25 protein-coding genes are annotated in these 20,768 nt (G+C 49.7%); 13 read left to right on the plus strand and 12 right to left on the minus strand.

From position 1 onward, the window contains the following. Positions 1–16: 16 nt before the first annotated feature. The 3 genes from ACO0K9_RS20485 to ACO0K9_RS20495 form a co-directional block, all read right to left on the minus strand. Positions 17–577: an outer membrane beta-barrel protein gene (locus ACO0K9_RS20485; RefSeq protein WP_422987938.1), complete on the minus strand. Its 561-nt coding sequence runs from the start codon at positions 575–577 to the stop codon at positions 17–19. Positions 578–760: 183 nt separating this feature from the next. Beyond that, positions 761–1,885, minus strand: a complete 1,125-nt coding sequence (locus ACO0K9_RS20490; RefSeq protein ID WP_422987939.1) for an ABC transporter substrate-binding protein — start codon at positions 1,883–1,885, stop codon at positions 761–763. 219 nt (positions 1,886–2,104) lie between these two features. Next, positions 2,105–3,493 (minus strand): MFS transporter, encoded by a 1,389-nt coding sequence (locus ACO0K9_RS20495; protein ID WP_422987940.1) that lies wholly within the window; start codon positions 3,491–3,493, stop codon positions 2,105–2,107. A 382-nt stretch (positions 3,494–3,875) separates the two neighbouring features. Between ACO0K9_RS20495 and ACO0K9_RS20500 the strand changes: the two genes are divergently transcribed. From ACO0K9_RS20500 to ACO0K9_RS20515, 4 genes are all read left to right on the plus strand, one after another. Further along, the gene (locus ACO0K9_RS20500) at positions 3,876–5,471 is read left to right on the plus strand and encodes a methyl-accepting chemotaxis protein (protein WP_422987941.1); all 1,596 of its coding nucleotides are present in this window, start codon (positions 3,876–3,878) and stop codon (positions 5,469–5,471) included. Positions 5,472–5,697: 226 nt separating this feature from the next. Next, positions 5,698–6,249 carry a molybdopterin-guanine dinucleotide biosynthesis protein B gene (gene mobB / locus ACO0K9_RS20505; protein ID WP_422987942.1) on the plus strand — a complete coding sequence of 184 codons (552 nt, stop codon included), beginning with the start codon at positions 5,698–5,700 and terminating at the stop codon, positions 6,247–6,249. A gap of 40 nt (positions 6,250–6,289) precedes the next feature. Then, positions 6,290–6,490, plus strand: a complete 201-nt coding sequence (locus ACO0K9_RS20510) for a YjfB family protein (RefSeq protein WP_422987943.1) — start codon at positions 6,290–6,292, stop codon at positions 6,488–6,490. A gap of 190 nt (positions 6,491–6,680) precedes the next feature. Continuing rightward, positions 6,681–7,133, plus strand: a complete 453-nt coding sequence (locus ACO0K9_RS20515; RefSeq protein WP_422987944.1) for a hemerythrin domain-containing protein — start codon at positions 6,681–6,683, stop codon at positions 7,131–7,133. Here ACO0K9_RS20515 and ACO0K9_RS20520 read toward each other — a convergent pair. Together ACO0K9_RS20520 and ACO0K9_RS20525 are read right to left on the minus strand one after the other, a co-directional pair. Beyond that, positions 7,121–7,339 carry an RNA-binding S4 domain-containing protein gene (locus ACO0K9_RS20520; protein ID WP_422987945.1) on the minus strand — a complete coding sequence of 73 codons (219 nt, stop codon included), beginning with the start codon at positions 7,337–7,339 and terminating at the stop codon, positions 7,121–7,123. The genes ACO0K9_RS20515 and ACO0K9_RS20520 overlap by 13 nt on opposite strands. Positions 7,340–7,670: 331 nt before the next feature. Then, positions 7,671–7,949, minus strand: coding sequence for a hypothetical protein (locus ACO0K9_RS20525; protein WP_422987946.1), 279 nt, complete (start codon positions 7,947–7,949; stop codon positions 7,671–7,673). 217 nt (positions 7,950–8,166) lie between these two features. On the opposite strand from ACO0K9_RS20525, the gene ACO0K9_RS20530 reads away from it, so the two are divergent. Genes ACO0K9_RS20530 through ACO0K9_RS20545 form a run of 4 tightly spaced genes read left to right on the plus strand, consistent with a single transcriptional unit; the run spans position 8,167 to position 10,673 of the window. Then, complete coding sequence (locus ACO0K9_RS20530; protein WP_422987947.1) at positions 8,167–8,421, plus strand: DUF2282 domain-containing protein; 255 nt, start codon at positions 8,167–8,169, stop codon at positions 8,419–8,421. 34 nt (positions 8,422–8,455) lie between these two features. Continuing rightward, positions 8,456–9,352: a DUF692 domain-containing protein gene (locus tag ACO0K9_RS20535; protein WP_422987948.1), complete on the plus strand. Its 897-nt coding sequence runs from the start codon at positions 8,456–8,458 to the stop codon at positions 9,350–9,352. Beyond that, on the plus strand, positions 9,349–10,155 hold the full coding sequence (locus tag ACO0K9_RS20540) for a putative DNA-binding domain-containing protein (RefSeq protein WP_422987949.1): 807 nt from the start codon (positions 9,349–9,351) through the stop codon (positions 10,153–10,155). Before ACO0K9_RS20535 ends, ACO0K9_RS20540 begins: the two co-directional genes overlap by 4 nt. 56 nt (positions 10,156–10,211) lie before the next feature. Further along, entirely contained in the window at positions 10,212–10,673 is a 462-nt protein-coding gene (locus ACO0K9_RS20545; protein WP_422987950.1) for a DoxX family protein, read from the plus strand. A gap of 135 nt (positions 10,674–10,808) precedes the next feature. Here ACO0K9_RS20545 and ACO0K9_RS20550 read toward each other — a convergent pair whose 3' ends face one another. From ACO0K9_RS20550 to ACO0K9_RS20565, 4 genes are all read right to left on the minus strand, one after another. Continuing rightward, a complete protein-coding gene (locus ACO0K9_RS20550) occupies positions 10,809–11,051 on the minus strand; it encodes a hypothetical protein (protein WP_422987951.1) in 243 nt (80 codons plus the stop codon). Beyond that, positions 11,051–11,311 carry a hypothetical protein gene (locus ACO0K9_RS20555; RefSeq protein WP_422987952.1) on the minus strand — a complete coding sequence of 87 codons (261 nt, stop codon included), beginning with the start codon at positions 11,309–11,311 and terminating at the stop codon, positions 11,051–11,053. The genes ACO0K9_RS20550 and ACO0K9_RS20555 overlap by 1 nt, the downstream gene beginning before the upstream one ends. A gap of 67 nt (positions 11,312–11,378) precedes the next feature. Further along, the gene (locus tag ACO0K9_RS20560; RefSeq protein ID WP_422987953.1) at positions 11,379–11,768 is read right to left on the minus strand and encodes a hypothetical protein; all 390 of its coding nucleotides are present in this window, start codon (positions 11,766–11,768) and stop codon (positions 11,379–11,381) included. 75 nt (positions 11,769–11,843) lie between these two features. Further along, entirely contained in the window at positions 11,844–12,317 is a 474-nt protein-coding gene (locus ACO0K9_RS20565) for a DUF2716 domain-containing protein (RefSeq protein ID WP_422987954.1), read from the minus strand. Positions 12,318–12,961: 644 nt separating this feature from the next. On the opposite strand from ACO0K9_RS20565, the gene ACO0K9_RS20570 reads away from it, so the two are divergent. From ACO0K9_RS20570 to ACO0K9_RS20590, 5 genes are all read left to right on the plus strand, one after another. Then, entirely contained in the window at positions 12,962–14,488 is a 1,527-nt protein-coding gene (locus ACO0K9_RS20570; protein ID WP_422987955.1) for an alpha/beta hydrolase, read from the plus strand. A gap of 14 nt (positions 14,489–14,502) precedes the next feature. Continuing rightward, positions 14,503–15,174, plus strand: a complete 672-nt coding sequence (locus ACO0K9_RS20575; RefSeq protein ID WP_422987956.1) for an OmpW/AlkL family protein — start codon at positions 14,503–14,505, stop codon at positions 15,172–15,174. Positions 15,175–15,344: 170 nt separating this feature from the next. Next, positions 15,345–15,953 (plus strand): TetR/AcrR family transcriptional regulator, encoded by a 609-nt coding sequence (locus ACO0K9_RS20580; RefSeq protein WP_422987957.1) that lies wholly within the window; start codon positions 15,345–15,347, stop codon positions 15,951–15,953. Positions 15,954–16,073: 120 nt separating this feature from the next. Then, positions 16,074–16,883, plus strand: a complete 810-nt coding sequence (locus ACO0K9_RS20585; RefSeq protein ID WP_422987958.1) for an oxidoreductase — start codon at positions 16,074–16,076, stop codon at positions 16,881–16,883. A 302-nt stretch (positions 16,884–17,185) separates the two neighbouring features. Next, positions 17,186–18,187 carry an NADP-dependent oxidoreductase gene (locus ACO0K9_RS20590; protein WP_422987959.1) on the plus strand — a complete coding sequence of 334 codons (1,002 nt, stop codon included), beginning with the start codon at positions 17,186–17,188 and terminating at the stop codon, positions 18,185–18,187. A gap of 82 nt (positions 18,188–18,269) precedes the next feature. On the opposite strand, the gene ACO0K9_RS20595 is transcribed toward ACO0K9_RS20590, so the two are convergent. Genes ACO0K9_RS20595 through ACO0K9_RS20605 form a run of 3 tightly spaced genes read right to left on the minus strand, consistent with a single transcriptional unit; the run spans position 18,270 to position 20,463 of the window. Continuing rightward, complete coding sequence (locus ACO0K9_RS20595) at positions 18,270–19,241, minus strand: diguanylate cyclase (RefSeq protein WP_422987960.1); 972 nt, start codon at positions 19,239–19,241, stop codon at positions 18,270–18,272. 50 nt (positions 19,242–19,291) lie between these two features. Further along, the gene (locus tag ACO0K9_RS20600; protein ID WP_422987961.1) at positions 19,292–20,146 is read right to left on the minus strand and encodes an HDOD domain-containing protein; all 855 of its coding nucleotides are present in this window, start codon (positions 20,144–20,146) and stop codon (positions 19,292–19,294) included. Beyond that, complete coding sequence (locus tag ACO0K9_RS20605) at positions 20,143–20,463, minus strand: hypothetical protein (RefSeq protein ID WP_422987962.1); 321 nt, start codon at positions 20,461–20,463, stop codon at positions 20,143–20,145. Before ACO0K9_RS20605 ends, ACO0K9_RS20600 begins: the two co-directional genes overlap by 4 nt. Between the last annotated feature and the right edge of the window lie 305 nt (positions 20,464–20,768).

A 20,768-nucleotide genomic window follows, 5' to 3' on the forward strand; every position in this document is an offset into this window, starting at 1 on the left:
CAACGACAAGGCAATATCAGAATGCTGCTTGCAGACCAATGTTGAAATTGGTGATGTTGCCGTCGCCGCCAACAAATTCTACTTTACGGCTGCTGATTTCAGCACGTGCAGCCAGATTTGGCGTGAATGAATAAGTGGCGCCAACTGAAGCTACTAATTGTGCAGAATTCTTGTTGGTGGAAGCACGTACATTGCCAAGTGCAGCAGTTGCTTCAGCTTTTGAGTAGGCCAAACCCAACTTGGTGAACATGCCCCAGTTGCTGTTAAATTGAGTGCGATAGACGCCAGACAGGTCAACACCAGTTGCTTTCATTTCTGCCGCAACACCGTACACCGTGGCTTTCACTGTACCCAGATTGTAATAACTGGCTTCTACACCCCAGTTAGTATTCAAATTATAACCACCCAGGATATTGAAGGATGTGTCATTGGTTTTGCAATTGGATGTGCCTGCACAGTCCATGTTCCAGCGAGCTTGACCAACTGTTGCGCCAGCATACATTTGCGCATTGGCAGTAGTGCCGGTCAACAGAGCAGAGAGTGCTACAGCAGCAGCGATAATCTTTTTATTAAACATTGTGTACCTGATTGATTATTAGAATAGCGCAACAAGCATTTTTTGTATTTATCAGAAAATACATATTAAATGGTGATGTTGCGGCGCAGCACTATATTCTGTAATCTGCAAAATGTCAAAAATTATTAAATATTCATTGCTGACATTATTGGGGCTGTGCTTGTTTTTTATGCAACTTTCACCTTAAAACAATAGGCCGCCACCTTTACGAAATAGCGCCATGTCCACAAAACTGGACATGCGATGGGTGCCATCGGATGGCATGACAGTAATGCCACCCAGGTCAATGATGCTCTTTTGTACGGCCAGTGACTGCACGGCATCGCGTCCTGGTTTGGCCATTTGTATGCCCTTGACCAGCGTCTTGGCGACCATGAAGCCTTCAAAAGTCAGTGACGACAAATCTTCATCCCTGAATTTTTTCATCATATTGCTATGGTCCATCTGTATGGGCGACTTCTTGCTCAGGGGATTGGGCACCACCTGGGAAAATACTGTCCACTCCAGCGCGGTAGGTCCGGCTACTTCTGCCAGACGGTCCAGATTGATCAGGGACATGCCGGCGACAAAAGTACGTGGTGCATATTTCCTGAATTCTTTCAGGAAAATCCCGGTACCCAGCGTGTCGGAAATAGCAATCACGATGCCCGGATTGGTTTTGGCCAGCACCGCGGATTCTCTGGCCATATCTGCTGCCGTGCCGCTGATGTGGACGACACCACTCATCAGCATATTGCGTTTGCGCAGTTCGGCAACCACGTATTGGTACATGTCCTGATTCAGCGCAGAATCCTGCACCGCGATGCCTACACTTTTAATACCTAATTTATCGAAATAGGAAAATATGTATTGCATCTCTTGTTCAGGGCTAGGGCGCCAGAACAGGACGCGGGAATTGTAATTTTTCACCGATGCTACCAGCGGCGCAAACAGGGTTTGCCCACTTTGTGCAAATTTTGGTGCAGCCAGCACGGCATCAGTGACTGCCGCCCCTATACCGCCCAGCAGATATTCTGCCTTGTCTTTTTCTATCAGCTCAGTCACTGCCTGGGCCGATTGTGCCGGCAGCCCCTGATCATCACGCACCAGATATTTGATGCGGCGCCCACCTACGCCACCTGCAACATTGATACTGTCAAAATAAGTCGTGATACCGGCGACATAGTCGCGACCTATACTGCCATTTGGCCCGGATAAGTCGATGGCCTGGCCGATAATGATTACGTTGCCCTGAGCCTGGGCTGGCGCGCAAAAAATGCCCGAAAATAAGCAAACGCAAATGATGCATTGCCTGAGGAAAGAAATCATCCTGAATAACCTGTTGTTGATTGCAATGCAACAATTCTGTCATGAGAATGTTACGCCGCAATGACGATGCATCATTTGGTTATATTTACAGGTGATTTGGTTATGATTTTTTCCCTGGTTCGGAAAAGGCAAGCTTAGCGCGTGGCTGGTTTGGCGGGATAAACCTGGATGGACCGGGAAACAGCATCTGGCTGAATCCCGGTATGCAAGCAAGTCTTGCTAATTCAAAGGCGGGGCAGGATTCTGGTTTGCCGCAGTGTCAAATGTGACGCGCTTGATATCACCAACGATGACCAGGTAGCAAAAGATGGCTACTGCCGCATTGGCTGCCACGAACACTAGTGCCCCGGCAAATGTGCCTGTGGCCTGAACAATGTAGCCAATCACGATCGGTGTCGTGATACCGGCGACATTACCAAAAGTATTGAACAAGGCGCCACTCAAACCGCCGGCTTCTTTGGGGGAGGTATCTGATACGACAGCCCAGCCAAGTGCACCTATTCCTTTACCAAAGAATGCCAGGGACATGATAGCGATCACCAGTTCATCGGTAGAAATAAAATTGCACAAGATCATGCATGTCGACAAGAGCAAGCCGATGACAATAGGGGTTTTTCTTGATACAGACAGCGACATGCCAGATTTGATCATGCGATCAGAAATGAAGCCACCCAGCATTCCACCAGCGAAACCGGCGACGGCGGGTATGGCGGCAACAAAGCCAGCTTTGAGAATGGTCATATGTCTCTCTTTGACAAGGTACACCGGGAACCACGTCAAAAAGAAATAGGTGAGGGTATTGATACAGTATTGGCCAACATATACACCTAAGAGCATGCGGTTGGACAGCAATTGCTTGATAATGGAAAAGGTATCAATACGGTTTGCTTCTGGCGATTGGTGAACAGTCTCCAGATCAACCAGGGCGCCACCTGCTTCGATATAGTCCAGTTCAGCTGCGTTGATTCCTGGATGATTCCTGGGATCATATATAGTGAACAGCCAGATGACCGCCATCACTATCCCTAAGACGCCCATGACGTAAAACACGCTTTGCCAACCCCAGTTATGCACGACCCATCCCATGAAGGGGGCAAAAATGACGGTGGCAAAATATTGCGCCGAATTGAAAATCGCAGCCGCCAGCCCACGCTCACTGACCGGAAACCAGGCAGAAGTGATGCGGCTGTTACCCGGAAATGAAGGTGCTTCAGCCGCCCCAACCAGCAAGCGCAGAGCGAACAGCAGTGTGATTGCCGCTGCTCCAGAGAGAAAACCAACTGTTCCCATCATCAGTGTAAAAAACGACCAGAGAAAGATGCTGAAGAAGTAGGTTATTTTCGAGCCAAACCGGTCGAGCAGCCAGCCGCCTGGCATTTGCGCCAGGACATAAGACCAGGCAAATGCAGAGAAGATAAAGCCCATCTCTACCGATGACAGACCAAGGGTCTTGCTTAATTCCGGGCCTGCAATGGAAATAGAGGCCCGGTCAGCATAATTGATCGTGGTGACAATAAACAAGATCAGCAAAATACTCCACCGTATGTTTGTGCGGTTGCCGGTATTGGTCTGGTCTGACGGTGACGATGGTGACTGCAATGCTGTCATAGGGTTTCCAATTGCAAAAAATTGACGACCTAGCATGTACTTTGTGTCGCAAGTCATGCGGAAGCCTGAATACAAAATTGGAAAACTATACATTGTTATATGATGTCGTACAACATTGTTTTCAGCGTAAATGCGATTTCTGTATTGTTATTTTGAGACGTGCTTACATTGTTGTGGCACGATGTTGTCTATGGTGCAATTTTTAAAAAGGCAAGTTGATCGGCTTGTTTTTATTTGGTTATCTGATGACTTTGATGGCAAAGTATTTTGATGTGGCGCAATTTCATTCCGCATGAAATGTTAGATTTTGTATAAAACTCTTGCCTTGTAGGAATATTTGCTATCTTAAAAGCAACTGTTGAATTTTTAAGAAATGAATCCCATGAAAAATCTTTCCGTCAATTTTAGTTTGAACAGTATCCTGCTCGTACTTGTAGCAATCATTCTTTCACAGGGAGTGATAGGTATTTACGTTGTCAGACAGTCGAATTTTTCGACAGCATTGGTCCATGAAATTTCTCAGCGCATTATGATGATCAATGACTCTTACAAGGACACAACCAGAGCCCGTTCAGCATTGACCAGGGTTTATGCTTCGGCCAAAGAGAATGACGCGGGCACAGACAAAGAAGCTGCGATAAAAGGTGCAAAAAATTCTTTATCGAAGGCTGAAACAATGCTGAAGAATTTTGAAAATCTGCCTGCTTATCAGAATGAAGATGCAAACCTGAAGTCGGACTTGTTGAAGGCGGGCGGACGATTGATCAAATCAATCGAAGATGCATATAAAACACTGGAGAAGCAGGATTACGATAATTACAGCACCATCAATAAAGACAAATTAACCTCGCAAGGGGCTGAGTTTTCATCGCTGCTGGAAAAATTTCAATCGAATGCAGATAAGCAGGTTCAATCCATCATGGAAGCGAGTGAGCTTGAATATCAAACGACTGTAAAAGTATATGTGCTGGCAATTATTGTGTCCTTGCTTGTTGCTGTCGCCGCGCATCTTGCTACAAAGAAAATCATCTTGAAGCCACTGGACCATGCAGTTCAATTGCTTGATCAGGTGGCCAAAGGGGACCTGACTGCCGACATCAAAGTAGATAGCACAAATGAAATTGGTCAGTTGATCGCCGCCATTGAGAGCATGCGCAGGGATTTATCCAGGACCGTAGGCCAGGTAAGAACCGTCGCAGAGTCAATTCATGTGAGTTCACAAGAAATTGCAGCTGGCAATATGGATTTGTCGTCAAGGACAGAAAGTCAGGCGAGTTCATTGGAAGAGACTTCGGCCTCCATGGAAGAACTGACTAGTGTGGTGGCAAATAATGCAGCCAATTCGAAAGATGCCAAAAAATTTGTGGAAAGCTCCGTACAGGTTGCTGCCCGTGGTGGTGAGGTAATGCAGCAGGTCATGCACACCATGAATGACATCAACGCGGCATCTGGCAAGATTGTAGAGATCATCAGTGTGATCGACGGTATTGCTTTTCAGACCAATATCCTCTCCTTGAATGCGGCGGTTGAGGCTGCGCGTGCCGGTGAGCAGGGCAGGGGCTTTGCCGTCGTTGCTTCCGAGGTACGTAATCTGGCCCAGCGGTCAGCGTCAGCAGCCAAGGAAATTAAAAGCCTGATTGACAGCACGGTATCCAGGGTGGATGCAGGTGCCAGGCTGGTCGAGCAGGCTGGCAGCACGATTGGCGAGCTTGTATTCAGCGTCAAGCGGGTGTCTGAAATCGTGAATGAAATTTCAAATGCAAGCCAGGAGCAGGCAGACGGTATTCATCAGGTCAATATTGCAGTCGGTCAAATGGATGAGGTAACGCAACAGAATGTGGCCTTGGTCGAAGAAGCTGCCGCGGCAACTCAATCGCTGAATGATCAGGCCAGCGCACTTTCCAGCACCATGAGTACCTTCAAGATCAATGCCTCCCATATTCACCACGCATCCTCCCTCACCAGGAGGGCGGCCTAAGCAAGCTGGCACACCTTGGCTAAGCCGGACAGTGGAGCGCTTATCAATGTGCAATGCAGTATATTGCTGGTTTTAACTGACGGAAACGAGCGGGCTCGCACATGTATTGTGTAGACGTAATGTGATCTTACATCTCGGGTGGAGAGGCATGTGTAGAGTCAATTTGCCTGAAAAGCTAATTTTTCGCCAATTTCGTTAATGTAAAGACAAAAGGAGCGCAGCATATATGCAGGGACAACTACTTGGTGTCATCGGCTGGTCGGGCAGTGGTAAAACCAGCCTGCTGGAATACCTGGTAAAGGAATTGGCAGCGTCTGGCAAACAGATCAACATCGTCAAGCACAGTCATCACGACATCATCATCGAACCACCCCAGAAAGACAGTGCAAGGCTGCGTCTGGCGGGGGCCGCCGAGGTATTGCTGGCTTCACCCTACCGCTATGTCATCACACGTGAGTTACGTGAAGAAGCCGAGCCACCACTCAGTGATTTGCTGTTGCGCATGTCGCCAGCAGATTTGACGCTGGTGGAAGGGTATAAATGGGAAGCCATCCCCAAGCTGGAAGTGCATCGCCCCGCACTTGGCAAGCCAGCCATTTATCCGCACGATGTCCATATTTTGGCGGTGGCGTCCGATATACCCGCGCCAGCCAATCTGCGGGTAGGGCTGGCATGGCTGGATTTGAACCAGCCGCAACAGGTGCTAGACTGGTTGCTTGCTGCGATGCAGAACAACTTGTTGAAAAAAAGCGCAAGCAAGCCTAAAGAATCATCTTAAAGCTGCCGTTATTATCGGTAGACAGATAAGGAGAATTGTCATGGATGTGACTGGAATAGCCAATGTGGCAACAACGCTGGCAGATGTGGGTACGAGCCAGGCGGTGAGTATTGCTGTATTAAAAAAAGCAAATGACATTGCTGCCGAAAGTGCAACTGCGCTGATCGAGGCAGTACCCGACAACAAATCTGTTGCCAACTTGCCACCCAATCTGGGTCGCAATATCAACACGACGGCATGAAGCTGATGTAGTCAGGGCGGTATTGGCTGCATTAATTGCTGGATTTGTGTTTGAATCAAGAGGCGCGCCATCGGCGCGCTTTGTTTTTGGTGGATATTTGTTGGATGGGCTGATAGGGCGCAAGCAAGCTTGGCCCTGATCAGCGATAAATCAGCGATAATCTGGGCCAACATCGATTTCAGGAAAAAGCATGGAGCAAAATTCTTGGGGCTGGTCCGACCGCCTCAGCCTCAGTTATGAACCTATGGACGAGACACACAAAGAATTCGTGGAATTATGTGCTGCCCTGTCTGAAGATAATCCGGATACCTTCCTGAACCGGCTGGATGCCCTCATCGCGCATTCCATCGTCCATTTCGAGCAGGAAAACCACTGGATGGAAGAAACGGCCTTTCCGCCTGTCGGCTGCCACAGGCAAGAGCATGAGGCCGTGCTGGAAGTCATGCAGGAAGTCAGGCGCCGTGTCGCCCTGGGTGAAACAGACCTGGCGGCCCGCCTGGCAGAAGAGTTGCCACTATGGTTTGAGCATCATGTCGATACCATGGACAATATGCTGGCGCGCTTTATGGCCGCAGGGCAGGCCACGCCGTTACCCGACCAGACGCACCAAACGGACGACCAGGGACAGGCTCAACCCGCCTGAACCCGGATTTCAATATCGCCAAGGCTGACCGATTGACCCGCACGGATCTTGGCAGTCTTGCGCAGTTCTTGCTGGCCATCCACGCTGACATCACCGCTGGCGACGATGACCTTGCCGGCACCGCCGCTTTCGCACAGCCCGACCAGTTTCAACAACTGGTTCAACTCTACGTATTCGCCTTCCAGGCTAAAACTCAGTTTTTGCATAACAACTCCTACGAATGGTAGAACTCATTTCATAAATAGGGGTGAGATGCGTTTGCCTCATAACGCGAGCTGGCAAGGCGGACGAGGCAGTCAATAGTGTGCCTATTGACAACGAGTCCAACGCAGTCCAGCACGCGTTATGAGGCAAACCCTCCGGGAGCTGGCTGCATTTACTCTTTGCGGGCGCATTGCAGCGCAAGGTTGTCACATCGCGCAGCTAAGGCACCAGCCTTAGCTGCGCGACGACGCCTTGCACTGCCTCCCGAATCGCCTTGCTCGCACTCATCCCTATTTATGAAATGAGTTCTAATAAAAAGGGACGCAGCTTACACTATTTCTGCGGGCGCGTTATGGCTCGTTGGGCTTTATCTAACCAGATACGCAGTTGCGCCGTCAGGTCAGCCTGACTAAAAGAACAGCTTTCTTCGGTGAACAGGCTGCTGGCTTCCATCCTGCCCAGCAAATTTTCCATCACTTCGGCAAATTGGGGTGGCAAGCTTGTCAGCAAATCTGTTTGCGCACGCCATAGCTGGCAAAATTGGCGGATATTGATGCGTTCTTCTGACAAATCCGTGATGCTGGTGCCCAATTGCTGGATGATGTTAAGCATGAAAAAAGTTTTTCTTGAAAAAAAGTAATAAGATAGTACGATATTCTGACTATAGCTTGAATCCAAACAAACCAGTTCAACGTATATTGTGATGCAGGTCCGGTTTTATGAAAATTTTTTCAAAGTTTTTGTAAGTTTGCCGTTTCTGTATCGACTTACAGGCTGTAGTTCTTAATTTTTCCCGCTGTGGGACGTTTTACTTTTTCAGGAGAAGACAATGAATAACAAGGCAATGGTTGCAGTAGCACTGGCTGGTTTGCTTGGCACAAGTGTAGCAATGGCTGCAGAGCCAGTAAAAACAGAAAAATGCTTTGGTATTGCAAAAGCAGGTCAGAATGACTGCGCGACCAAATCCGGTTCCCATTCTTGTGCTGGTCAAGGTAAAAAAGACAATGACCCTGCAGAATGGAAAAAAGTACCATCCGGTACTTGCGAAAAAATGGGCGGCAAACTGGAAGCGCCTAAATCCTGATTACACTTGACGGCTGTTTTTTTGACGGGTTGGAATGATATTGACTGATACTGCCCGTTCACTAGCCAGCCCCAGGCCCACGCCCACCCTGCAAGGGGTGGGCGTGGGTTTACGTAGCCTGCACTATCGTGATTTTCTGAATGCGCCTGTGGATATTGACTGGCTGGAAGTGCATTCAGAAAATTATTTTGGTGACGGTGGCTATGATCTGCATGTATTGCAGACATTGCGCCGTGATTATCCGCTGAGCCTGCATGGCGTCGGCATGGGCCTGGGATCAGCCCAGGGGTTTTCCGCAGGACATATGGGTAAACTCAAACGCCTGGTCGAACGCACAGAGCCAGATCTGGTATCCGAACATTTATGCTGGGGCGCAATCGCTGGGCATCACCTGAATGATCTTTTGCCTTTACCCTTGATGCAAAGCGCACTCGATCTGGTATGCGAGCGTGTTGATCAGCTACAAATGCTGTTGCAGCGCCAGATACTTATAGAGAACGTATCGACCTATGTGCGCTTTGCCCGCGATGATATGTCCGAGGCTGAATTTTTAGCTGCACTGGTCAGCCGCACCGGTTGTGGCGTGCTGCTGGATATCAATAACCTGTTTGTTAACCAATACAATCACGGCGAGAGCGCGCTGGATGCCTTGCACGTCATGGCGGCATTGCCGCCCGGCGCGATTGGTGAAATCCATCTGGCGGGCCATTTGCAGACCGACATATGCCTGGTCGATGATCATGGTAGCCAGGTTGCCAGCCCGGTCTGGGATTTGTATGCGCACGCCTGTCAATTGCTGTCTGCCGATATCCCGGTATTGATAGAGTGGGATACGGCAATCCCTGCCTTGCCAGTATTGCTGGACGAGGCTGCCAAGGCTGGCGAAATCCGGCATCGGCACCATCATTCCATGAAATTTTCAACATCATGAGTGCCTCATCACTTGCGCAGATACAGCAGCAATTTGCTGCAGCCTTGTTGCAGCCCAAAACTGCAACTGATGCCGCTGATGCCGCTGAACTGTTTGCTGCCCACCCAGCACAGGATGACCGCCTGGCTTTGTACCGTGGCAACCTGACAGCCATCTGGACCGCCGCACTGCGCAATGCCTATCCGGTATTGCATGCACTGGTTGGCGAAGACTATTTTGCGCAAATGGCACGCAGCTTCGGGCGCAGCTTTCCTTCTGAATCCGGTGACCTGAATGATTTTGGCGCACACTTGCCAGCGTTTCTGACGCAGACGCCAGATGCCGCTGATTACCCTTATTTTTCTGATGTGGCTGCGCTGGAATGGCAAATCCATCGCGCTTATTATGCCGCCGATGCAGACAGCATGAGCCTGCCAGCGCTGGTGCAATTGGTTGGTGAGACCGGCCAGGATTTACAGCAAGCCAGATTTGAATTGCATCCAGCCTTTGGCCTGCATGCATCAGACTGGGCGACAGTCGCTATCTGGCTGGCGCATCAACCCGGAACACAGACAGGGTTCCCCAACAACATCCGGCACAGCAGTTATGGACTGATCTTACGCACACAGTGGTCGGTAGAACTGACAGAAATCCAGCAGCCAGCATACCTGGCCTTGCAGGCACTGCGGGCAGGTGCAAGCTTATCTGAGGCATTGGAAGCAGCAGTCAATGCCGACTGTGATTTTGACATCAACAGTAATGTACAAGCCTGGTTTCATGCGGGTTTGTTTACCAAAGTCAGATTTTCTGACGATAGTCTGTAAGGATACGGCTGCTGGTCTGACTAAGTTGCAGGAGTTAAAAAAACTGGAGAATCTCAATGTACATCCTGCAATACGTTCATACTTTAAGCCGCCGTTTTGACAAGAATCTGAATGACTGGGCCGGCTCTGTTTTATGCCTGGCACTCAGAATTTATGTGGGCTGGCAATTCTTTAAAGCTGGCCTGGTCAAAGTCTCTGACTGGTCCGCCACACTTTCCCTGTTCCGGGAAGAATACATGGTTCCCGTCATCCCGCCCGAACTCGCCGCCTGGATGGGGGCCGGGGGCGAGCTGATCTTGCCTGTCCTGCTGGTCGTCGGCATCTTCACCCGCCCCACAGCACTTGCCCTGTTTGCCGTCAACGCCATGGCTGTAATTTCTTATCCTGCCTTATTCATGCTCGAATGTCCCGCCGCAATCAACGCCCATTTTTACTGGGGCATCTTGTTGCTGGTACTGGTCAGTTTTGGCGCGGGTAAATTTTCTGTGGATGCGTGGTTGGCTAAGCGGGGGGATTGAGTTTTTTGATGGGGTAGGCAAGTACGGATACCGCACTGAGTTTGTGGGCGTGTGGGGTGGGCGCTGTAGAGTGAGAAGCGTCTTACGAGACTTTTATGCAGGCTAAGGTTTTGAAGTTTGGAATATAAGCCGCGCCTACCAGAATTTCCATCTTGGTTTTGTCGGCATCCATACACCAGTCCAGAGATCAAAATGGTCGAGTTTCCCCAAGGATTCTCTGACATTTTTTTCGCCAACGATGTCAATGAGCTTCGCTGGAATGGAAATGCCCCAGTTGGCATTGTCGATGGGAAAAATTTCGCATTCTGATGCGATGTCCCCAAGCGCAGACTCAATATCGCTAGCCACTTTGGCTTTTACAATGACCTGGATACCCATTATCGTTTGAACTCCACCGTACAAAGTGCAGCTAGTGCCTGGATAATTTCATCAATTGCCAAGCTCGATACCGACTGACCCCGGATATCATAAATGATACGACATGATTTCATGTGCGGAGGCAGGTGTGTCGCACCAAAAGCGATGCGTGCCTTGTTGTACTGCACACTTAAATTGATTGCGTCCTGGTTTTCAAGATTGTGGTTGGCAAAGAGCACATATTCGTTTTTTGCATAATTGATAAATTCAGGTGTGAACATACAAATTACCTTGGCCAGGTTAGGGGGGCAGATGGTAAAAAAAGTATTTATTTAAATGCAGCCGACTCTAATCGTCATCTTCACTCATGTTTGAAAAGGCTGGCTCTCGCTCCAACAGTTCTTTGAAAAAATGCATACATGCATCGTCCTTCGTCATTTTTGCCCGGCCCAACAATTTTTCTTTTAACGTGCGCTGTTTTTCAAACAGTAATACCCATTCACGCTCTCCATTCTCACCTTCTGATGTACTTGCACTCCCCAGCAAGTAGGCTCTCCCTTTCCAGTCAACGTACGAATACCATCCCCAATCTTCTGCATCGGGTTCGCTGACTTCGACACCTGGCATAGCTTGTTCGCGCAACCATATAAGCAAGGATTCGCCATGAATCGGATTGATCGGATTTGTGCGTTCCAACGTAACATCGAATTTGTTTGTGTTGAAGCGAATGGAGATCATTTTTGTGTCTAGTCAGTTCCAAGTCGTTTTGCATAGCAATAATAATGGCATTGACGGGATCCTTCAATCCAGATTTCATTCTACGTTGTAGCCACCAGCATTTCTGATGACCTTCTGAAAAATAGCAGGCTTACGCTTAATGATGGCCTGGACAAAGGATTTACCAAAAATGCAAATACTGTATTCCCAGGGATGCCCGAAAGTGCCAACTTGCATATCTTCCGAAAGCAAGATGGCATAGTCACCGTCTGGAAAGCCAGATATCCGCGAGCCATTATTTTTATTCATAGTGATGGCATAGCATTGGTGCTGCCAATCAAGATAATAGACTTCTTTTGACTCATACCCACATTCGATAAAAGCTTGAAAAAGAACGTTTCCAAGCTCATCGATCAATGTGTCATCGTAGTCATGTGCCAGCAAAAATGTAATTGAGTCCGTAGGTTCGGTTATTGCTGGAAAGGGGCCTTCAACTGAAGGGCAAAAAGAGAATTTCTTGTCGAAATTATTCCAAACTCTGGCATATTCATCGTCATCAAGTGTTCGCATATTTGTGGTGTTTAATTGATGAAAAAACTGAACGTATAGGTAAGTACGGCTACATACAGATAGATGCAGGTAGGATTTTTATCCCGCACATGTCACGTCAAAAAATGACGATGGAGTTCATTGTAATCCCGATGTAGCGGTTAATTTGTCGTGTAATGTTTCATTTTGTTAATACTTGTGCCAGCGGCTTGGTGTGCTCAGATGTAACTCTGAAAAACGTCATGCCTGCGCAAATCTTTTATATTGCGACGCAAAAAATAAAATGCGTTCTTAAAATGAACTTTTATAGGCTCATGGCAGTCAGCATTCCTTCGTGTTTGTAAAGACAAACTCAACCATGATTCATTTCCGTGATGGCCCTGAGGGCGCATCGCATTTGATGAAATGAGTGAAATGATCTCTTGTTTTTCTCTCAACAGACATTAAAATTATGCCTTGTGTTGTATTTGGTACGCGTAAGCAGTTTTTGCACCAAATTCAATCAGAATTTTAAGAGTGTTTACTCTAGATATGAAATTTTCGCTATTCAGCAAATTGCGTAAATGACATACTACTCACTGAGTTTTAGAACGCTCGTTCCATTTTATCTTTGAACGTCGGTGGTTCTACTGACTTGCAAAAAAAATACTTAACAGGAGACAATAATGCGTCAAATCCATATAGCGCTGGGTCTGCTTTCGTCTGCCGTTCTTTCGGCTTGCGGTGGCAGTGGTAGTGCTGGTCCAACAATCGATACAACACCTGCGCGTGGTACGCTGGTTGCCAATCCCCCTGTCCTGGTGCCTATTCCTCAGGCGAGTGGCCCGGCATTGACCAAGCTTGATCCAGTGGTCTTCAAGGCTTCGCTGGATGCGGCAAAACCTGGCCTGACCCAGATCACCGGCGCACCTAAGTGCGAAATCAGTACTTACTATATGAAGTACACCACGGTTGGCGGCGCCAACGAAGCGACTGATGCAACTGGTGCCATCATGGTACCGTCCGGTACAGATGCTGCCTGTACCGGCCCACGTCCGGTGTTGCTGTATGCGCATGGCACGACAGTAGAAAAGTCCTTCAACATGGCTAATCTGCGTGATAACTCGGAAGCGATTCTGCTGGCAGCCATGTATGCCGCACAAGGCTTCATCGTGGTTGCGCCTAACTATGCCGGTTACGATACATCGGCATTGAGCTACCATCCTTACCTGAATGCTGAACAGCAAGCCAATGATATGGTGGATTCCCTGCGTGCTGCACGCAAGGCATTCGGTACTATCGGTGCGCAGGATTCTGGCAAGCTGGTCATCAGCGGCTATTCCCAAGGTGGCCACGTGGCCATGGCAACGCAGCGCGCGATGCAGACTACCTATGCGTCTGAATTCAAGGTAACTGCCCTGGCAGGTATGTCTGGCCCTTACGCCATGTCCCTGCTGGGTGATGCAACGTTTGCCGGTAGCCCGAATGCGGGTGGTACGGTGTTCATTCCTTTGATCACGACCAGCTGGCAAAAATCTTATGGTGGTTTGTATGCCAACCCGAACGAAGTGTATGAAGACAAATACGCAACCGGCATCGAAACACTGTTGCCAGGCGCGCTGACCTTCAATGACCTGTTCACGACAGGCAAGTTGCCAGCGTACGCGATGTTTGCCAAGGATTCTTTGCCAGGTCCATCATCTGCTGCCTTTGCTGCTTTCTTCGGTGACGGTAACCTGGTGAAAACCAGTTATCGCAACACTTATCTGGCTGATGCGCAGAAAAATCCTTGCAACGTCAATCCTGCAGATCCGTTGAACTGTACGCCTGCCAATCCTTTCCGTAAGGCTGGCGTGAAGAATGACTTGCGTAACTATGTGCCTACTGTACCTGTCATGTTGTGTGGTGGCAGTGGTGATCCTACCGTGTTCTTTGCCAGTACTCAGGCAACGGCAGGTTACTTCCAGGCCAAAGGTTTGCCAGCAGCAGCCTTGACAGTGTTGGACGTGGATTCGGCTCCAACCAGTGCAGCAGATCCGTTTGCTGCTGCCAAGGTCGGTTTTGGTCAAAGCAAAACGGCAGCCATCAATGCAGCCATTGCCGCCAAGCAGGACCCGACCACAGCGGTCGCCGCTGCTTACCATGGCACGTTGGTTCCACCGTTCTGCAACGCTGCAGCACGCGCCTTCTTCCAGCAAGTTTTGGCTAAATAAGAGGAGACGCCATCATGAAAAAAATACAAATCGCTATCGCCGTTGCGCTGGGCCTGGCTTCTGTCTCCGCCATGGCGTATGACAATACTGTCCGTGCCGGTATCATTAATGTGCAGGTGCATTCCGAATCTCCGGATTTCACCAGCAATGGCCCGGCTTTCCTGACGCCACAACCGGCAGGCCTGACCATTGGTAATGCAACGACAGTCGTGGTGGGATATACCCGCAGGCTGACTGATCATTTTGATTTTGATTTTCTTGCGGGTATTCCACCTGAGCATGATGTAGTCGGTCGTGGCACCTTGGCACCTTATGGCACGATTGCCAAAGTCAAGCAACGTGCACCGACTTTCTTCATCAACTACAACTTTGGTGCGCCGACAGATGCTCTGCGTCCCTATGTAGGCCTGGGCTTTAATTACACGCAATTTTTTGATGCGACATCCACTTCTGCCGGCAATATTGCAACAGGTGGTCCGACCAAGATTGATCTGAAGGATTCATTTGGTTTTGCAGGCCAGGTCGGTCTGAGCTACAAATTCAGTGATCGCTGGTCTGTCAATGCGTCTATTGCTGCGGCAGACGTCAAGACGGATATGAAAGCTACAACTGGCAGTATTGAGCGTAAAACTACCATCAACTTCCGACCAGTTGTTTATGGCCTGTGCTTGGGTTATAGCTTCTAAGATTCTTCTTCGGTAGAGCTAAAAGGGTTCCAATTCAACATTGGAACCCTTTTTTTCTTATGGATTTGTCCTGTGCCCAGCGTATTCGTCGCACTCGCAGCATTGCTCTATTGACGAAATGAGTTCTGGTTTTTTTACGAACAATCCGGCACATTATCCTGAAATGATATATGATGATCGTCATGCAGAATAAATCGACAAAGTTAAAAAGCGGCAGCCGCAAAGAAATTACGCACCAACGTATTGTTGAAGTTGCAGCGCGTGCCATACGGCGTAGTGGTTATGCTGGCACCGGTGTCGCCGACATCATGAAGGAAGCCGGGTTGACGCACGGTGGCTTTTACAGCCATTTCGCTTCCCGCGAAGCGTTACTGGCAGAGGCTGCGGATCGCGCTGGTGCTGAAGCGGTGGCTGTTTCGATGCAGATTGCCGCAGCCGTACCGCCAGAGCGAGCCTTGCAGGCACTGGTACAAGCCTACTTGTCGAAGGAACATGTCGATAGCATCGAGTATGGTTGCCCTGTAAGTGCTCTCGGCTCGGAGATGCCCCGCCAGGCACCAGAGGTGCGGCGTGCAGCTACCCGTCGTATCAAGGAAATGATTGATGTCGTCGCACGTCAGTTGCCAGATTGGGGGCAGCCAGGTGCGCATGAGCAGGCATTGATGGTGGTCGCCACCATGGTTGGCACGCTGCTGTTGGCGCGGGCGGTTGACGATGCCAGGTTATCAGAAAGTTTTCTCGACGCCGCGCGGGAAAAACTGGTTCCCGTAAATAGTTGATGTCGGTGGATGTTCGCCGGTTTTTGTTTGTTTTAAAATATGATGATCATCATATTTTGTAGTGGAAATTAACGTATTACCACCCCTTAAATACATAGTCCATACAGATTGGAGAACATGATGAACAACAAAGTAGCATTGGTTACCGGCGCTTCGCAGGGTATAGGTGAAGCGACTGCCAAACGACTGGCGAAAGCAGGTTACACCGTGTACGGCACCAGTCGGCGGGGTGCTTCAACTGGTGATCGGTCATTTAACATGTTGCAACTGGATGTGACCAGCGATGAATCGGTAACGGCAGCCGTTAATGAGGTGATACGCTTGAGTGGGCGCCTTGATCTGCTGGTCAATAATGCTGGCATAGGCATCGCCCCTGCTGGCGCAGAAGAGGTCTCGATTTCACAAGCCCAGGCGATTTTTGATACGAATTTTTTTGGACTCTTGCGCGTGACACAGGCAGTCGTGCCGTATATGCGACATCAAGGGGCGGGGCGCATCATCAACATTGGCTCGGTGCTCGGGTTTTTGCCCATGCCCTACGGTGCCCTGTACTCGGCGACCAAGCACGCGGTTGAGGGTTATTCGGAATCCCTTGACCATGAACTGCGTACCAGGGGTATCCGTGTCAGTGTGGTTGAGCCTGCTTACACCAAGACACCGTTCGACGCGAATATGCTGGAAGCAGACACAAAGCTGGATGAATACCGTGAAGTCCGTGCGGTAGTGAATAAAAGGGTGAAAGAAGTGATGGCGACAGCAGAGGGGCCTGAAGTCGTGGCCGAGGTTGTGCTGAAGGCGGCAACCGCGCATCATCCCAAGTTACGTTACACCGCCGGTAGCCTGGCGAATCGCTTACGCTTGCTGCGCACCTATGCACCTGCGGGTCTGATGGATGCCGGGATACGTAAAGACCTGCGGCTTGAAGCCTAGTGGACTGTAACAGTTGAAAACAGAGTGCCTTCCGCTTGCGCGACGATCATGGCTGCGTTGCAAATGCGCGCGATAGTTCACTATCGCTGTGCTTTGCGCCTTGCCCCGATCGCCGGGCAAGCGTCTTTCACTTCTGTTTCAACTGTTACAGCCCACTAGCCCCTATTTGTACTGCGTGTTCAAAGACTGCGGATGACGCAGACCAGAAGTGAAATGCAAAGCCCGCGGCAGCCGCACCTGGTGAGCAGATTTTTGCCGGCAAGCTATCACCCCGTTTTAACTAGAATGGAGTCAAAATCATGATGAAAGCTTTTATTGTCGATAGTTATGGAAAAAAAGTGGATGGCCGGATTGGCCCTATGCCAGTCCCGGAGATCAGGCCGAATGAAGTCTTGGTCCAGGTCCACGCTGCTGGCGTCAACCTGCTGGATTCCAAGATCAGGAATGGAGAGTTCAAGCTTATCCTGCCTTATCACTTGCCGCTGATTCTGGGTCATGATGTGGCCGGGGTGGTGGTAAAAGTAGGGCCTCAGGTACGGCAATTCAAGCTTGGCGACGAAGTCTATGCGCGGCCAGATGACTTTCGCATTGGTGCTTTCGCAGAATTGATTGCCATCAAAGAAGACTCGCTGGCGATGAAACCGAAATCGCTCACGATGGAAGAAGCCGCTTCTATCCCGCTGGTAGGTTTGACGGTGTGGCAAGCGCTGATAGAGCTGGCCAATTTGAAGAAAGGGCAAAAGGTATTTATCCAGGCTGGTTCGGGTGGGGTCGGCACATTTGCGATTCAGTTAGCGAAGCATATGGGGGCAATCGTGGCTACCACCACCAGTACCGCAAATATTGACCTGGTGAAGAGCCTGGGTGCAGACATCGTCATCGATTACAAGAAAGACGATTTCGAAAAAATCTTGCAAGACTACGATGTGGTTTTAAATAGCCAGGATGGAAAGACGCTCGAAAAGTCATTGCAAATACTCAAACCTGGTGGAAAACTCATTTCAATTTCTGGTCCGCCGGATGTTGATTTCGCAAAAAAAATCGGCGCTCCATGGTTTGTGCAATTCATCATGCGCCTGCTGAGTTTTGGTGTCAGGAGAAAAGCCATGCGTCGACACATAGACTATTCTTTTCTGTTCATGCGAGCACACGGAAGACAACTGCGCGAGATCACTACGCTCATCGATGCCGGGGCCATACGCCCGGTGGTAGATAAGATATTTCCATTCGAAGCAACTGGCGAAGCCATGGCCTATGTCGAAAAAGGACGTGCCAAAGGCAAGGTCGTGGTCAAGATTCTATAGATGAAACCCAGCCTGTTTGGCTTCTTGACATGCGGGTAGATTTTGGCAGGGAAGGCAGGTGCCCGCCCGTGACAACCACAGTTTAACTGGCAACCTGGTTACGCCCAGCCGCCTTGGCGCGGTAAAGTGCCGCATCGGCGGTACTAATGAGGGCATTGCTGTCCTGACCAGGGGTCAGTGTTGCCACCCCAAAAGAGCCGGTGATATGCGGCAGGACTTTTTGCCGGTCGCTAAAGATTTTGGTTTTGCCGAGGCGATTGCACAGTCGCTGGGCCACACCCATGGCCGCCTTATGGCTGGCACCCGGCAAGATCACCATCATTTCTTCGCCGCCGTAGCGGGCAGCAAAGTCACTGGGGCGCAGGCCCGCATTCAAGACTTTGGCGGCGGTCTGCAAGGCGTCGTCGCCCAGCAGGTGACCATAGTCATCATTGAAGCGTTTGAAGTGATCCAGATCCACCATGATGATGCTGAGTGGCGCACCGGCAGCGTGGGCATATTCGATCATACCCGGCAGTTGTGCGTTCAGCCAGGCGCGATTATGCAGGCCGGTAAGGCCATCGACCATGGAAAGCTGGCGATAAAATTCGCCTACTTTCTGGCGGTTGCGTATCTGTGCATTGGCCGCCCGGATGCGGAAGGACAATAACTGCAATAGGTTGCGCGCAACACCGTTTGATTCATCGATGAGTTTCCACAGGGTTTCAGCTTCAATCAGCAATAATTCGCTGTCGCTGATGGCAGAGATGGTGGCGGAATGGATTTCTTCATCCAGCACCGATATCTCGCCCACGCATTCACCCGGCAGATATTGAGTAATCGTGTTTTCCAGGTGATTGCTTTTTTCTGTCAGGCGGCTGACGCCGAGTGCACCTTTCAGGACTATGAATAGTCTGGCACCTGAACTATTGGCATCAAGCACAATCTGGCCGGCGCGGGCCTTGACGACCTGGCAGTCCTTGATGATGTCGGCGATCAGTTTTCGGTTTTCTTCGTTGATGTCACGAAACAGGTGGATATCTTCTATGCGATAGTCCGTTGATCTGAAAAGCATCAAGTGTTCCAAAATTGTTTTATCCAGATACATGGGCCAAAAAGAAAAAGTCAGAGTACGATCTGATCCAAAGCATCGAAACGCATTTCAGTTTCACGAAATATGCTTATATAGTCAGCTTCACTAAGCCCTAGCGTATCCCAAGCAGCCTGTGACAGCAAGGGAAGTATGTCGTTTTCTTCCGCGGACAAGTCGAGTGCATGCACAATGGCATTGGCAACGTGCACCACCGATGCCAGCGCGTGCAGGTTTTCCTGTTCCGGATCGTGGTGGCCGCGTATGGCATCACTGACAGCTTCCGAAAAATGCCACTGATGCGCCAGTGCCAGGCCGGCAGCGACATGATCTATGTGCATGATGTGTCGCTCTGCTTCGAGCAGGTAGCAATCATGTGCTGCCTTATAGTGAAGTACCTGATTGTAATTGTCAGGATAACCGGTGACCAGCACCAGTTTGCCTATGTCGTGCAGCAAACCGGCGGTAAACGCAAAATCGTGCTTCATGTGCAATGCCCGTGAAATCAGCTCTGCACAGATGGCCGTCCCTATACTGTGGCGCCAGAAAGCACGAAAATCAAAGGCAGGACAATTAGCGGTCGGGAACTTGTCACTTAATAGGGTCATTCGTATCAAGTTCTTAACATTTTTAACGCCCAGCATGGCTGTTGCCTGCTGCAGGGTGACCACTTTGGAATTATTCCCAAAATAGGATGAGTTGGCCATTCGCAGCAGCTTGGCGGTGACGGAATGGTCCATGGCCACTTTTTCAGTGATCATGTCCATGCTGCTGTCGTCATCTTCCAGGTTTTGCAGCATTTCCATGGCAACTGCCGGCAGGGTAGGCAAGTCCTTGATGTGTTTGACCACATCTTCCAGCTGCACCTGATACTCGCTCGCGTCATTCATTGATAGTCACCATGGCGGTAATGGAAGACATAGGCTTTCAACAGGCTGGCTGGCCCACTGTCGGGGGCGTGGCGGAACAGTCGTTCCAGGCGTGCCAGCCTGATTTCGCGTTCCTGGGTTTCTTCCTGCTCTGAAACCGGGGCAGCAACGATGGATAGCTGATGTATGGCGTGGTGAGCGATGGAATGCAGCATGTGATCCGTCAGCGTCACACCGGCCGGCAGCAATACATGCCCTACCTTGTCGAGCAGGTCATCCGCCAGCACGGCACCGGCGGTGACTTTGGAAAGCGCTACATAATGTGTACGTTTATTCATATTCGCTGCCTATGTCAGTAAGATTCCAGCCAGGCTTACAGTGTAAGTAGTTGCAGTGTAATAAAAAATTGCGTATTTGAAAGTTTCTTTTTGAATAAAATGTCATGCTATAACAGCAGGCCTGGGAATACTCACCTGTCACTCACTCACCTATCACTCACTTATTATTGTATATACTACACCCGGCCTTGATACTGCGTCAGGCAACGGACAGGCACTGCAATCAGTGGCCTGATTGATTTCGCAAGACCTGCCTGGTTATACTTCCTGGGGGGAAACCCCCTTTATATATCCTTTGTATAAAG

It is taken from the genome of Undibacterium sp. Ji50W (assembly GCF_049340445.1).
Lineage (GTDB): Bacteria > Pseudomonadota > Gammaproteobacteria > Burkholderiales > Burkholderiaceae_D > Undibacterium.

Excerpts from the sequence above, each read along its gene's own strand:
- ACO0K9_RS20485 (WP_422987938.1), bottom strand. The coding sequence starts at position 577 with ATGTTTAATAAAAAGATTATCGCTGCTGCTGTAGCACTCTCTGCTCTG.
- ACO0K9_RS20490 (WP_422987939.1), bottom strand. The coding sequence starts at position 1,885 with ATGATTTCTTTCCTCAGGCAATGCATCATTTGCGTTTGCTTATTTTCG.
- ACO0K9_RS20495 (WP_422987940.1), bottom strand. The coding sequence starts at position 3,493 with ATGACAGCATTGCAGTCACCATCGTCACCGTCAGACCAGACCAATACC.
- ACO0K9_RS20500 (WP_422987941.1), top strand. The coding sequence starts at position 3,876 with ATGAAAAATCTTTCCGTCAATTTTAGTTTGAACAGTATCCTGCTCGTA.
- mobB (WP_422987942.1), top strand. The coding sequence starts at position 5,698 with ATGCAGGGACAACTACTTGGTGTCATCGGCTGGTCGGGCAGTGGTAAA.
- ACO0K9_RS20510 (WP_422987943.1), top strand. The coding sequence starts at position 6,290 with ATGGATGTGACTGGAATAGCCAATGTGGCAACAACGCTGGCAGATGTG.
- ACO0K9_RS20515 (WP_422987944.1), top strand. The coding sequence starts at position 6,681 with ATGGAGCAAAATTCTTGGGGCTGGTCCGACCGCCTCAGCCTCAGTTAT.
- ACO0K9_RS20520 (WP_422987945.1), bottom strand. The coding sequence starts at position 7,339 with ATGCAAAAACTGAGTTTTAGCCTGGAAGGCGAATACGTAGAGTTGAAC.
- ACO0K9_RS20525 (WP_422987946.1), bottom strand. The coding sequence starts at position 7,949 with ATGCTTAACATCATCCAGCAATTGGGCACCAGCATCACGGATTTGTCA.
- ACO0K9_RS20530 (WP_422987947.1), top strand. The coding sequence starts at position 8,167 with ATGAATAACAAGGCAATGGTTGCAGTAGCACTGGCTGGTTTGCTTGGC.
- ACO0K9_RS20535 (WP_422987948.1), top strand. The coding sequence starts at position 8,456 with ATGATATTGACTGATACTGCCCGTTCACTAGCCAGCCCCAGGCCCACG.
- ACO0K9_RS20540 (WP_422987949.1), top strand. The coding sequence starts at position 9,349 with ATGAGTGCCTCATCACTTGCGCAGATACAGCAGCAATTTGCTGCAGCC.
- ACO0K9_RS20545 (WP_422987950.1), top strand. The coding sequence starts at position 10,212 with ATGTACATCCTGCAATACGTTCATACTTTAAGCCGCCGTTTTGACAAG.
- ACO0K9_RS20550 (WP_422987951.1), bottom strand. The coding sequence starts at position 11,051 with ATGGGTATCCAGGTCATTGTAAAAGCCAAAGTGGCTAGCGATATTGAG.
- ACO0K9_RS20555 (WP_422987952.1), bottom strand. The coding sequence starts at position 11,311 with ATGTTCACACCTGAATTTATCAATTATGCAAAAAACGAATATGTGCTC.
- ACO0K9_RS20560 (WP_422987953.1), bottom strand. The coding sequence starts at position 11,768 with ATGATCTCCATTCGCTTCAACACAAACAAATTCGATGTTACGTTGGAA.
- ACO0K9_RS20565 (WP_422987954.1), bottom strand. The coding sequence starts at position 12,317 with ATGCGAACACTTGATGACGATGAATATGCCAGAGTTTGGAATAATTTC.
- ACO0K9_RS20570 (WP_422987955.1), top strand. The coding sequence starts at position 12,962 with ATGCGTCAAATCCATATAGCGCTGGGTCTGCTTTCGTCTGCCGTTCTT.
- ACO0K9_RS20575 (WP_422987956.1), top strand. The coding sequence starts at position 14,503 with ATGAAAAAAATACAAATCGCTATCGCCGTTGCGCTGGGCCTGGCTTCT.
- ACO0K9_RS20580 (WP_422987957.1), top strand. The coding sequence starts at position 15,345 with ATGATGATCGTCATGCAGAATAAATCGACAAAGTTAAAAAGCGGCAGC.
- ACO0K9_RS20585 (WP_422987958.1), top strand. The coding sequence starts at position 16,074 with ATGAACAACAAAGTAGCATTGGTTACCGGCGCTTCGCAGGGTATAGGT.
- ACO0K9_RS20590 (WP_422987959.1), top strand. The coding sequence starts at position 17,186 with ATGAAAGCTTTTATTGTCGATAGTTATGGAAAAAAAGTGGATGGCCGG.
- ACO0K9_RS20595 (WP_422987960.1), bottom strand. The coding sequence starts at position 19,241 with ATGCTTTTCAGATCAACGGACTATCGCATAGAAGATATCCACCTGTTT.
- ACO0K9_RS20600 (WP_422987961.1), bottom strand. The coding sequence starts at position 20,146 with ATGAATGACGCGAGCGAGTATCAGGTGCAGCTGGAAGATGTGGTCAAA.
- ACO0K9_RS20605 (WP_422987962.1), bottom strand. The coding sequence starts at position 20,463 with ATGAATAAACGTACACATTATGTAGCGCTTTCCAAAGTCACCGCCGGT.